The sequence below is a fragment of the Demequina aestuarii genome, from assembly GCF_000975095.1.
Classification (GTDB): Bacteria; Actinomycetota; Actinomycetes; order Actinomycetales; family Demequinaceae; genus Demequina; species Demequina aestuarii.
Map to the genome: position 1 here is coordinate 155,672 of NZ_BBRD01000002.1, position 11,910 is coordinate 167,581.

Sequence of the window (11,910 nt, forward strand, 5' to 3'; positions counted from 1 at the left end):
ATGCTCGGCACCATCCTCGGGTCCGTGGCTCTGGGCATCAGCCTGGTCGCTCTCGTCATGGCGATCACCCTGGTCAGGAGCCTCGGCGCACGCGACCCCCTCGCAGTTCCCCGCATGTGGCGGCGCGTCCTGATGGTGCGCTCGACCATCCCGGGCAACTCGGGGCGCTTCACGGCCGACTCCCCCGACAAGCCCTCGATCGCCTTCATCGCGAATCCCACCAAGGAGGGCGTGCAGGAGATGCACGAGCGTGCGCTGCGCGCCTGCTCGATCCGCTACCTCCCACAGCCGATGTGGTTCCACACCACGGAGGAGGACCCGGGCTACGGCATGGCGAGGGACGCGATCGCGGCGGGCGCCGATGTGGTGGTCGCCGTGGGAGGCGACGGCACCGTGCGCGCGGTCGCCGAGGCCTGCGCCGGGACGAGCGCGACGATGGGCATCCTGCCGCTCGGCACCGGCAACCTGTTCGCCCGCAACCTCGACTTCCCCGTGGGTGACACTCCGGCACTGCTGCGGGCCGTCCTCGACGGGGACGATCTCACGGTGGACGTGGGCTACCTCGACATCGAGCGGGCGTTCTCCGGTCATGGCGAGGACGGCCGCTACCTGTTCCTGGTGATGGCGGGCGCGGGCATGGACGCGGAGATGGTCGCGAGCACCAACCCCACCCTCAAGCGACGTCTGGGCTGGCTGGCGTACTTCTTCGCCGCGCTGCGCCACCTCCACGACAAGCGCATGACGGCGTCGGTCTCGATCGACGGCGCCGAGCCCATCCAGAACGAGATGCGCACCGTCCTGGTCGCCAACGCGGGACGCCTGCCGGGCGGCCTTCAGCTGATCCCCGACGCCTCCATCACCGACGGACAGCTCGACATCGCCACGCTCGATGCGCGAGCCGGCATCGTCGGCTGGACGGACCTGTTCGGCTCAGTGATCGCCCAGGGAGCCGGTATCAAGCAGTCGGAGCTCCTGCGGGCATGGCGGGTCTCGCGCATCGACCACGCGCGGGGCGAGAAGGTGGAGATCGACATGGACGCCCCCTATCGCGTGCAGGTCGACGGAGAGTCGCTGGGACGGGCGAAGAGGGTGACGGCTTTCGTCGAGCACGGCGCGCTCACGGTGCGCGTGCCCATCGACGAGACACGCGGGGCCAGGGAACCGAAGGGCGCTCAGGAGGCCAAGGAGTTCATCGACGCCGTCGACGCGACGACCGGGGACCGCTAGGCGGCTCCGCTCGCTCGCCGCTCAGGCGTGGCGACCGAGCCTCAGTTCGTCCACCCACGCACGCGCAGAGGCGAAATCGGCGTCGGCCGTTCCCGTGGCGATGGGCGTGACCTCACGATGCACCGCCGGGTACGACCCCAGGTAGCGGACCACCGGGCAGGTGCGACGCAGCCCGATGAGAGCCTCCGCCATGCGCTGCTCCTCGATGTGGCCCAAGGCGTCGATGGAGAACGAGTACTCGCCCGGGCGATCGCCGATGGGCCGCGACTCGATGCGGGACAGATTGACCCCCCGCACCGCGAACTGCTCGAGCATCTCCAGCAGTGCGCCGGACCTGTCGGTGGGGAGGTGCACCACGAGCGTGGTCTTGTCGGCACCGGTGGGTGCCGGCGGCTCCTGGGGGCGGCCCACCCGCACGAACCGGGTGGCCGCATTGGCGTTGTCCGCGATCCTGTCCGCGAGCACCTCGAGGCCGAGCGCCGCACCGGTCCCCGGCGGTGCCAGAGCCGCATCGAATCCCACCTGGTCTGCGGGCACGGACGAGTCGGCAAGCAGGCGTGCGGCGGCCGCGTTCGACGACGAGGCGACGAAGGCCGCCTCGGGGAGGGTCGCATGCGCCCACCGACGCACCTGCGCCCAGCCGTGCGAGTGCGCGCTCACGCGCCTGATCCGCGAGACCCGCACGCCGGGGCGCACCAGCAGCTCGAACGCCACGGGCAGCACGGTCTCGCCCAGGATCACCAGCGGCGACCCCTCCGCGAGCGTGTCGAGCGTCGCGGTGACGCCGCCCTCGACGGTGTTCTCGATGGCCACGACCGCGTAGTCCGCCTCGCCGTCACGCACGGCGGCGATCGCCGTCGGCACGTCGATCACAGGCAGGTACCGAGCCTGATCGGCCGGGACCATCATGCGCAGTGCGGCCTCGGTGAAGGTTCCCTCGGGCCCCAGGTACGCGTAGCGAGGAGCGTCGCTCACTGGCTCTCCTCCGCGGACGTCGAGCGCGCATCGGGCGCACTGGCGGTGTCGTTCGCGGAGAGGGCGCGCGTCCGGCGCCGTCCCACGGCGTCACGCGTTCCTGCGAGCGAACCTCGGACACGGCGGGCGGTCACGGCCATCATGACGTCACGGTACTGGCTGGCTCGAGCGGGTGCCGACCGTCCGGTCGCAGCCTGCGCCTTGTGCCGCACCTCGCACTCGACCTCGGTCACGGTCAGACCCGCACGGAGCACGTCGATGGTCATGCCCACCTCGAGCCCGCCACCGTGGGCGAGCGGGATGGCGGCCTCGAGCGCCTCGCGTGTGAGGCAGCGGATGGGCCCGAGTGGCTCCGTGGGCACCCAGCCCGATGCGCGCTCGACGGCGCGTCTGGCCGCCTTCGCCGAGGCGCTCGGCGCCTTGCCCGGGGCCTCGGTCAGCGCGATAGCAAGGTCCGCGACGTGCTCTGTCACGGCGGGCACGAGCGGTGCGGCGCCGATCGCGTGCTGACCCAGTCCGCCGGGGAGGAGCAGGATCGCGCGAGCGTGCCGACCGGGCTCGTCGCGCATCGCGATCACGGAGGCGCCGGTCTCCACCGATGCCGTGCGGCCGCGGTGATGCGAGTGACGCACCACGACGGCGCCGGCCTTGCGGGCGAGCTCCTGAGTGTTGTCTCCCGAGGCGTCGTCCACCACGAGCACCAGGTCGACTCCGGGGATGGCGCGCGCGGCACGCACCGTCGCCGCGATGCGGCGCGCCTCGTTGTGGGCGACGATCAGCGCCGCGGCTCCGCGCAGATCCGCCGGCTCCTTGACGGAGCGGCGGCGCCGCGCAGTGGAGGTGAGAGGGCGCTTGCGAGCAGGAGCGGGCGCCCGCTCGGCGACCTCGCCGACCGGGCTCGTCTCAGCAGTCGCGTCCCCGTCGACCGCCGAGGGGGACGCGCTGTCCTTGCGCTTCGCGGCCACGCGCCAAGCCTAGCGCCCTACCCGGGTGGTTTTGTCAGACGTTTGCGGAACCGTAAACGTCTCGTGACCCTGCAGGGCGCACCTCCCCGATTGCCGGACGGCCCGCCATGGTGGGAGAGTGGGTCACATGCATGAGCGCGCCGGAACACCCGCCCAGTCCGAAGACCTCATCGACCCGTCAGCCCTGCTGTCGGCGTATTACGACCTGGTTCCTGATCCGTCAGAGCCGGAGCAGCTGGTCGTGTTCGGCACCTCGGGTCACCGCGGCAGCGCCTTCGACACCGCGTTCAATGAGGCGCACATCGTCGCCACCACCGCCGCTATCGTCGAGTACCGGCGCGCCCAGGGCACCGACGGCCCGCTGTTCCTCGGCATCGACACCCACGCCCTGTCGACGGCGGCGATGGAGACGGCGATCGAGGTGCTCGTCGCCGCCGAGGTCGAGGTGCGCGTCGACGCTCGCGGCCGGTACACGCCCACCCCTGCGGTGAGCCACGCGATCCTCACGAGCAACGGTGCCGTGTCCCCCGGTGGCCTGCGCACGTCCGGTCCCGGACTCGCCGACGGCATCGTCGTCACGCCCTCGCACAACCCGCCGCGCGACGGCGGATTCAAGTACAACCCGCCTCACGGAGGCCCGGCCGATGCGGAGGCGACGGGGTGGATCGCCCGCCGCGCCAACGAGTTCCTCGTCGACGGCAGGTGGCGGCAGATCCCGCGCGTGCGGTACGCCCTCGCCCGCACCGCTCCCCAGGTGAAGGGTCACGACTTCATGGCGAACTACGTTCGAGACCTGCCGAGCGTGATCGACCTCGAGGCCATCCGCTCCGGCGGCGTGCGCATCGGCGCGGACCCGCTCGGCGGCGCTGCGGTCGACTACTGGGGTGCGATCGCGGAGGAGCACCGGCTCGACCTCACGGTGGTCGACGAGACCGTGGACCCGGCCTGGCCGACCATGTACCTCGACTGGGACGGCAAGATCCGCATGGACTGCTCGTCGCCGTACGCGATGGCGGGCCTGCGGGGGCTCATGGACGACCCCGAGGCTCCGTACGACCTCGCCACCGGCAACGACGCGGACGCGGACCGGCACGGCATCGTCACGCGCGACGGCGGCCTCATGAACCCCAACCACTTCCTCGCGACCGCCATCGCGTATCTGTACGGCGGCGCGCGTCCCGACTGGCCCTCCGGCGCCCGGATCGGCAAGACGCTCGTGTCCTCGAGCCTCATCGACCGCGTCGGCAAGCAGCTGGGCCGCACCGTGGAGGAGGTGCCGGTGGGATTCAAGTGGTTCGTGCCCGGGCTGCTGAGCGGCGAGGTGGGCTTTGGCGGCGAGGAGTCCGCCGGCGCATCGTTCCTGCGCCGCGACGGTCGCGCATGGACCACGGACAAGGACGGGATCATCCTGTGCCTGCTCGCGTCCGAGATCGCGGGCGCCACTGGCAAGAGTCCGTCGCAGCGCCACCGCGAGATCACCAACGAGCTGGGCGAGAGCTGGTATGCCCGCGTCGACGCCCCCGCCACGAAGGCGGAGAAGGACACCCTCAAGGGGCTGTCGCCCGACCAGGTGGCGGCGACCAGTCTCGCGGGCCAGGACATCACGGCGAAGCTCACTGAGGCCCCCGGGAACGGCGCGGCCATCGGCGGCCTCAAGGTCACGACGGCCGACGCGTGGTTCGCCGCGCGCCCGTCCGGCACCGAGGACGTCTACAAGATCTACGCCGAGTCGTTCATCTCCGAGTCGCACCTGGGCGAGGTGCAGGCGGCGGCGCGCGAGGTGGTCGCGGAGGCACTCGAGGGCTAGCCCCGCGCCGTTCCCGTCGGCGGGGCGGACTCTCGATCCACCGGCCGTGGGTGGGGCGCGCACACCGCGCAGGACGGCCGCCAAGGTCCGGACGGGTTCGACTGGCTCTCGCCTGCCTCGCCGAGGCCGCGTCCGTGCGGTGTCGGCGGGTCGGTGCGGAGCGCTAGCGTGAGCCGCATGGCAACCCTCTCCGCCCCCACCGTGCTGTCGGCAGACGACGTGCGCGCCCTGCGCATGCGCGCGCTGCTGCTGGGCGGCGACCATCCCCACCAGTCAGTCGGTGAGGTCGTCACGTGGATGGGGGCCATGCAGGCGCAGGACCTCGCGAGCGGCATGTGGTCGCTCGGGATCCGGCTGCCGGGTCGCACCGAGGACGACATCACCCAGGCGCTCGAGAACCGCGAGGCACTGCGCACGTGGCCGATGCGCGGCACCGTCCACCTGGTGCCCTCGCGAGACGCCCGGTGGATGCTCGATCTCATGTCTGCCAGGCCGCTTGCCGGCGCCGCCGGACGGCGGGAGTATCTGGGGATCACGGAGGACACCGTCGAGCGCTCCAACGCCGCTCTCGAGGGCGCACTCCGAGGAGGGCGCCGCCTCTCGCGGTCGGAGTGCCTCCAGGCCGTGGCCGATGCGGGCATCGCGACCCCCGGCCAGGTGGGCTACCACCTGCTCTGGTACGCGTCACAGGTGGGCATCACCTGCGTCACCCCCAGCCGCGAGACGGCAGGCGGGGGCAAGGAGCAGACCTTCGCGCTGCTCGACGAGTGGGCGCCCGATCAGATCACGCTCGAGCACGACGAGGCTCTCGCCACGATCGCGCTGCGGTACTTCCGCGGCCGCGGCCCCGCCACCGTGAAGGACTTCTCCCGGTGGACCGGCCTGGGGGTCCGGGACTGTCGTGCCGGCATCGCCGCCGCGAAGAAGTCGCTGCGCATCGTGGAGACCGAGTCCGGGTCGATGATCGCGGCGGCCGAGGCCCTCGACGCTGGCGTGCCACCGTCGGCAGGCGGACACGTGGTGCCGCCCGGCTTCGACGAGTACATGCTCGGCTACGGGGACCGCGAGGCGATGCTCCGTCCCGAGGAGCTGCAGGCCGTCGTGCCCGGCCGCAACGGGGTCTTCCGCGCCACCCTGGTGCGCGAGGGCCGCGTCGTGGGCACATGGAAGCGCACGCTGCGCACCCGCACCTGCGTAGTGGAGGCCGCACCGCTGGAACCCCTGGACGCTCCGAGCCGGTCCGCGTTCGAGCGGGAGTTCGCGCGCTACGGCGAGTTCCTCGGTCGGGACGTGCAGGTCACGTGGGGCGAGTGATCAGCCGGTGAACTGGCTGATGGCCATGATCGCGATCGCGTCGATCCCCACCACACCGGCGAGAGCGAGCACGCCGAGCACCACCGCGGCGAGTCCCAGCCTGCCATTCGACGCCAGCCCTCGTCGCGCGGCTGTCCAGTTCACGCGCGCGATCGACGCCAATGCCCTCGATGCCGGGCAGTGGCGTCACTGGCGCCCCCTCACCTGGCGACGCCAGCGTAGCGACTAGCCCCAGACGAGACCCTGAGCGGGATCGTTCATCACGCGTCCCACGTCGGAGAGCAGGCGCGCGCCGAGGCCGCCGTCCACAAGACGGTGGTCGAAGCTGAGCGCCAACTGAGTGACCCAGCGGATCTGGATCTCGCCTTCGTGGACCCACGGCTGCTGCCGCACCGCGCCGAACGCCAGGATCGCGGCCTCGCCGGGATTGAGGATCGGCGTGCCGGTGTCGATGCCGAGAGCCCCCACGTTGGTGATCGTGATGGTGCCGTCCGACATCGAGCTGGGCGAGAGCTTGCCGGCGCGCGCCTCGGCCGTAAGGTGCTGCAGCTCGAGCGCGAGCTCGTGCAGCGGGAGGCGGTGGGCGTCCTTGATGTTGGGCACCACGAGTCCGCGAGGCGTGGACGCCGCGATGCCGAGGTTCACGTAGTGCTTGTAGACGATCTCCTGCGCGGCGTCGTCCCAGGAGGCATTGACCTCGGGGTGACGGCGCACCGCGAGCAGCAGCGCCTTGGCCACGATGAGCAGGGGGGTGACCCGCACATCGGCGAAGTCCTTGTCCTGCTTGAGCCGGCTCACCAGGTTCATGGTCTCCGTGACGTCGACCGTCTGGAACTCGGTCACATGCGGGGCGGTGAAGGCGGACTGCACCATGGCCTCGGCCGTGCGCTTGCGCACCGACTTCACGGGGACGCGCGTGGTGCGGCCATCCGACTGAGTGGTGCCGGCGGCGAGCCACGGCTGGTCGTCGCCCGGATAGGTGGCGAGAGTCTGCGCTGACGTGGCCTTGACCTGCTGCTCGACGTCCTCGCGCGTGACCATGCCGCCCGGGCCAGAGGGGGTGATGGTCGTGAGGTCCACGCCCAGGTCGCGTGCCAGCTTGCGGACCGGCGGCTTCGCGAGCACGGGGTAGTCGCCCAAGTCCTGGGCGCCGCCCACGGGTTCGACCGACTCGTCTTTGCGGGGCCTGCGATGAGCGGACCCGGCCTTCACGCCATAGCCGACCAGCACCGCACCGGAGCCCTCGTCGGAACTCTCTGCCGCCCCCGCATCGGCCGCATCGGGGGTACTGGTCTCAGGCGCGCCAGACCGCGAAGCGGTCGAGGCGGCGTCGACCGAGAGGTCCTCGCGAGCGGAGCGAGCAGACTGGACCGGTTCGGCCGATGGCGACTCGGACGCGGACTCATCCGCGGAGGGAGCCTCCGAAGGCGCCTCCCCATTCGGATCCACGTCCACCTCGAGGATGGCGACGCCGACCTCGACGGTCTCGCCCTCCTGCACCAGCAGCCGCGAGACCACGCCCTCGAACGGGCACGGCAGCTCGACCAGCGACTTGGCGGTCTCGATCTCGACGATGGGCTGGTTGACCTCGACGACGTCGCCGGGCGCCACCATCCAGGTGACGATGTCGGCCTCCGTCAGGCCCTCGCCTGCGTCCGGCATCGCGAACTGCTCAAAAGTCGGCATGCGGGGCTCCTCAGTGCGCCATCACTCGATCGACGGCGTCAAGCACGCGATCGAGGCTCGGCAGGTAGTCGTGCTCGAACTTGGCTCCAGGGTAGGGCGTGTGGAAGCCTCCCACGCGGAGCACGGGCGCGTGAAGGTGGAAGAAGGCCTGCTCCGTCACGCGCGCCGACAGCTCCGCGCCCGAGCCGAACGACGTGGGGGCCTCGTGGACCACCACCACTCGACCCGTGCGCTTGGCGGAGTTCACCACGGTGTCGGAGTCGAGGGGGGAGATGGACCGCAGGTCGATGACCTCGACGTCCGTGCCCTCCTCCCGCGCGACCTCGGCCGCCTGGAGCGCGAGCCGCACGGTCGGTCCGTACGCCACGAGCGTCACATCGGCGCCTTCGCGGGCCACTCGCGCCTTGGCCATCTCGGCGGTCGCGAGCGCCTCGCCCTCCGGCTGATCGAGCTGGGCGGCGACGCGTGACGTCTCGACGTCGCCCTTGTCCCAGTACCTCGCCTTGGGCTCGAAGAACATCACCGGGTCCGGGCACGCGATGGACTGCTGAATGAGGTCGTAGGCGTCCTGGGGCGTCGCGGGAGACACCAGGCGCAGGCCGGCGGTGTGCGCGAACAGCGCCTCGGGGCTCTCCGAGTGGTGCTCGACCGCGCCGATGCCGCCGGCGAAGGGCACGCGGATCACGATCGGCAGCGTGATGGTGCCCCGCGAGCGGTAGTGCATCTTCGCCAGCTGGGTGGTGATCTGGTCATACGCCGGGAAGATGAACCCGTCGAACTGGATCTCGATGACGCTGCGGTAGTCCCGCATCGCCATGCCGATCGCGGTGCCGACGATGCCGGACTCCGCGAGCGGCGAGTCCATGACCCGCGCGTCGCCGAAGTCCTTGTGGAGACCATCGGTCACGCGGAACACTCCGCCCAGCGCGCCGATGTCCTCACCCATGAGGAGCACCTTGGGGTCGCGCTCCATCGCCGCCCGCAGGCCTGCGTTGATGGCACCGGCCATCGTCATCCGCTCGGTCATCGGTGCGCCTTCCCCTCAGCCGCGGTCTCGCCGTCGGCGAACGATGCCTCGTAGCGCTCGAACCATGCGCGCTCCGCTTCGACGGTGGCGTGCGGAAGGGCGTACACATCGTCGAACATGGTGAGAAGCGGCTCGCGCTCCCACGACCGCACTGCGGTGCGGGCTCGCTCGCACAACGCCTTGGCCTCGGCTTCGACCTCGGCGCGGAACTCGTCCGACAGCTCGCCCCTGGCGGTCAGGTACGTCTCGAGGCGCGCGATGGGGTCGCGTTCCGCCCAATACGACTCCTGGGCCTTGGACCGGTAGCGCGAGGGGTCGTCGGACGTGGTGTGCGCGCCCATGCGGTACGTGAAGGCCTCGATGAAGACGGGGCCGCCGCCGGAACGCGCGTGGCGCACCGCCCACTGGGTCACGGCGTGGCACGCGATCACGTCGTTGCCGTCGACGCGGACGGTGGGGATGCCAAAGCCCTTGCCGCGGTCCGCGAGGGGAACCCGCGACTGCCGGGTGGCGGGCTCGGAGATCGCGAACTGATTGTTCTGCACAAAGAACACGACCGGCGCGTTGTAGACGGAGGCGAACGTCAGCGCCTCGCTCACGTCGCCCTGCGACGTGGCGCCATCACCGAAGTAGCAGACGGCGGCACCGTCCCGGTCAGGATCGCCGCTGGCGACCAGCCCGTCGCGGTCGAGGGCCATCGCGTAGCCCGTGGCGTGCAGAGCGTGGGAGCCGATGACGAGCGTGTAGAGGTGGAAGCTGTGGTCCTTGGGGTTCCACGCGCCGTGCTGAAGACCGCGGAAGATCTTCAGCACATCGACCAGGTCGACGTCGCGGGTCAGGGCCACGCCATGCTCGCGGTAGCTGGGGAACACGAAGTCGGGCTCGCGGAGCGCGTGGCCGGAGCCGATCTGCGCACCCTCCTGACCCAGGGACTGCACCCACAGACCGAGCTCGCCTTGACGCTGCAGGCTGGTGGCCTCCAGGTCGAAGGCACGCAGCACCGTCATATCGCGCCAGAAGGCGCGCAGGTCGTCCGCGCTCAGGTGCGCCGCATACGGAGAGAAGGTCTCGTTCTCGACCGCCTCGCCCGTGTGCGTGAGCAACTGGACGAGACCGTCAGAAGAGAGAGGTCCGACTGCGTCCACCGAGGCTCCCAAGGGTCGTGCGACGCGGGACACGACAGCGCCCCGCCTGGCTAACTTACGCAAGCGTAGGCTACGGTCGCGTAGGTTTCAACCGGTCAGTTCTTGGAGGCCTGGTACGCCGCGACCACTTCGTCCGGGTCGCCGTCCATCTTGAGGTTGCCGTGGTCGATCCAGATCACGCGGGAGCACGTGTCCAGGATGGACCGCATCGAGTGGCTCACCAGGAACACGGATCCGGCCTGCTGCCGCAACTCGCGGATGCGCTGCTCGCTCTTGGCCTTGAACTCCTTGTCGCCCACCGCGAGCGCCTCGTCGACCAACAGGATCTGGTGGTCGCGCGACACCGCGATCGAGAACCGCAGCCTCGCCGCCATGCCGGACGAGTACGTCTTCATGGGCAGATCGATGAACTCTTCGAGGCCGGAGAACTCGACGATCTCCTCGTACGCCTCGCGCGCCTCCGCGGGTGTGTGGCCCAGAGCGAGCGAGCCGATGATGACGTTGCGCGCGCCGGAGAGATCCGGGATCAGCGCCGCATTGACGCCCAGGAGCGCGGGTCGCGCCGAGGCATAGACCGAGCCCTTGCTGGGCGTGTGCAGGCCGGCGATGGCACGCATCAGGGTCGACTTGCCGGAGCCGTTGTGGCCCACGACGCCGATGCTCTCGCCCTCGTACGCCGTGAACGTCACGCCCTTGAGCGCGTGGACGATCCGCACGCCACGCTGTCGCCGCAGGAGCTGGCGATTGTTAGCCGCCGCCTTGCCGGACGCGAACGTCTTGTAGTTGACGTGGACGTCGTCCACCACGACGGTGGGGCGGTTCTTGTTGATGGTCACCGATGAGCCTGCGTCAGTCACGTCCGTACCTCTCCTCAGCGCGCCAGAAGTACACGACGCCGATCGCGAACGTCACGAATGCTGCTCCCGTCGCGACCCACCAGATCAGCGGCGACACCACGTTGCCCTCCACCATGTAGCCGCGCACCAGCGCGATGTAGTCGTGCACGGGGTTGAGCTGCGCGAGCCTCAGCAGCTCGGGATCGTCCTTGAGGACGAGCTCGAGCGAGTAGAAGATGCCGCTGGAGTAGAACAGCACCCGGGTGATGAGCGGGATGAACTGCGTCACGTCGCGCATGTGAACCGTCAGTCGTGCGGAGATGAGCGCGACGCCGAGGTTGAAGAGCGTCATGAGAGCCATGATCGGCACGATCATCAGCCAGCCCCAGGTGAGCGGCTCGCCGAAGAAGAGCAGGATCGCACCCATCACGATCAGCATGGGGACGAGCTCGACCACCTGCTGCAGCACGGAAGAGATCGGCAGCAGCATCCGCGGGAAGCTCAGGCTGCGGACCAGAGAGCTATTGCCAATGATCGCGCGGGCACCGGAGCCGAACGACTTGGAGAAGTACTCGAAGATGAAGACGCCGGACACGAGGAACGGGATGAAGTTCTCGGGCCTCGAGTCGCTGGGCATGATCACGCCGAAGATCAGCCCGAACAGCGCCGCATTGAGGATGGGCTTGAGCACGATCCAGCCCATGCCCAGCCGGTTGTCGCTCATCGACGCCTGGACCTTGTAGCGCGCCATCGTGAAGGCGAAGGCGCGACGCCGCCAGAGTTCGGCGACATACTCCGTGAACGGGGGCCGGGCGCCGACGCGCTCCAGGCCGTGCTCGCGCGCGTACGCATCGAGGTCAGTTGACGACACTCTTCTCCCAAGGAAAGGCACGCGGATCGCGCGCGGCGGCGCTCACGAGTGCGAACA

General features: G+C 70.1%; 11 protein-coding genes. 3 read left to right on the forward strand and 8 right to left on the reverse strand.

The features are described 5' to 3' along the window. Entirely contained in the window at nucleotides 1-1,227 is a 1,227-nt protein-coding gene (locus AOP72_RS12345) for a diacylglycerol/lipid kinase family protein (protein WP_062137633.1), read from the forward strand. Between the two features lie 21 nt (nucleotides 1,228-1,248). Here the strand turns inward: AOP72_RS12345 and pheA are convergent, their stop codons facing one another. Next, nucleotides 1,249-2,202: a prephenate dehydratase gene (gene pheA / locus AOP72_RS12350; RefSeq protein ID WP_062137636.1), complete on the reverse strand. Its 954-nt coding sequence runs from the start codon at nucleotides 2,200-2,202 to the stop codon at nucleotides 1,249-1,251. Beyond that, a complete protein-coding gene (locus AOP72_RS12355) occupies nucleotides 2,199-3,167 on the reverse strand; it encodes a glycosyltransferase family 2 protein (RefSeq protein ID WP_084631946.1) in 969 nt (322 codons plus the stop codon). The genes pheA and AOP72_RS12355 overlap by 4 nt, the downstream gene beginning before the upstream one ends. A gap of 127 nt (nucleotides 3,168-3,294) precedes the next feature. Here AOP72_RS12355 and pgm point away from each other — a divergent pair, with 127 nt between their 5' ends. Both pgm and AOP72_RS12365 read left to right on the forward strand, forming a co-directional pair. Beyond that, nucleotides 3,295-4,974, forward strand: a complete 1,680-nt coding sequence (gene pgm / locus AOP72_RS12360) for a phosphoglucomutase (alpha-D-glucose-1,6-bisphosphate-dependent) (protein WP_062137639.1) — start codon at nucleotides 3,295-3,297, stop codon at nucleotides 4,972-4,974. A gap of 177 nt (nucleotides 4,975-5,151) precedes the next feature. Then, nucleotides 5,152-6,288 (forward strand): winged helix DNA-binding domain-containing protein, encoded by a 1,137-nt coding sequence (locus AOP72_RS12365; protein ID WP_062137646.1) that lies wholly within the window; start codon nucleotides 5,152-5,154, stop codon nucleotides 6,286-6,288. Here the strand turns inward: AOP72_RS12365 and AOP72_RS13660 are convergent, their stop codons facing one another. The 6 genes from AOP72_RS13660 to AOP72_RS12390 form a co-directional block, all read right to left on the reverse strand. Further along, a complete protein-coding gene (locus AOP72_RS13660) occupies nucleotides 6,289-6,432 on the reverse strand; it encodes a hypothetical protein (RefSeq protein WP_193746432.1) in 144 nt (47 codons plus the stop codon). It lies immediately after the preceding gene. A gap of 81 nt (nucleotides 6,433-6,513) precedes the next feature. Then, nucleotides 6,514-7,974 (reverse strand): dihydrolipoamide acetyltransferase family protein, encoded by a 1,461-nt coding sequence (locus tag AOP72_RS12370; RefSeq protein ID WP_062137649.1) that lies wholly within the window; start codon nucleotides 7,972-7,974, stop codon nucleotides 6,514-6,516. Nucleotides 7,975-7,984: 10 nt separating this feature from the next. After that, nucleotides 7,985-9,001 carry an alpha-ketoacid dehydrogenase subunit beta gene (locus AOP72_RS12375; protein WP_062137652.1) on the reverse strand — a complete coding sequence of 339 codons (1,017 nt, stop codon included), beginning with the start codon at nucleotides 8,999-9,001 and terminating at the stop codon, nucleotides 7,985-7,987. Continuing rightward, nucleotides 8,998-10,146, reverse strand: a complete 1,149-nt coding sequence (locus tag AOP72_RS12380; RefSeq protein ID WP_152650416.1) for a thiamine pyrophosphate-dependent dehydrogenase E1 component subunit alpha — start codon at nucleotides 10,144-10,146, stop codon at nucleotides 8,998-9,000. Before AOP72_RS12380 ends, AOP72_RS12375 begins: the two co-directional genes overlap by 4 nt. Before the next feature lie 95 nt (nucleotides 10,147-10,241). Beyond that, nucleotides 10,242-11,003, reverse strand: a complete 762-nt coding sequence (locus tag AOP72_RS12385; RefSeq protein ID WP_062137658.1) for an ABC transporter ATP-binding protein — start codon at nucleotides 11,001-11,003, stop codon at nucleotides 10,242-10,244. Next, the gene (locus AOP72_RS12390) at nucleotides 10,996-11,853 is read right to left on the reverse strand and encodes an ABC transporter permease (protein WP_062137661.1); all 858 of its coding nucleotides are present in this window, start codon (nucleotides 11,851-11,853) and stop codon (nucleotides 10,996-10,998) included. The genes AOP72_RS12385 and AOP72_RS12390 overlap by 8 nt, the downstream gene beginning before the upstream one ends. Nucleotides 11,854-11,910: the final 57 nt, after the last annotated feature.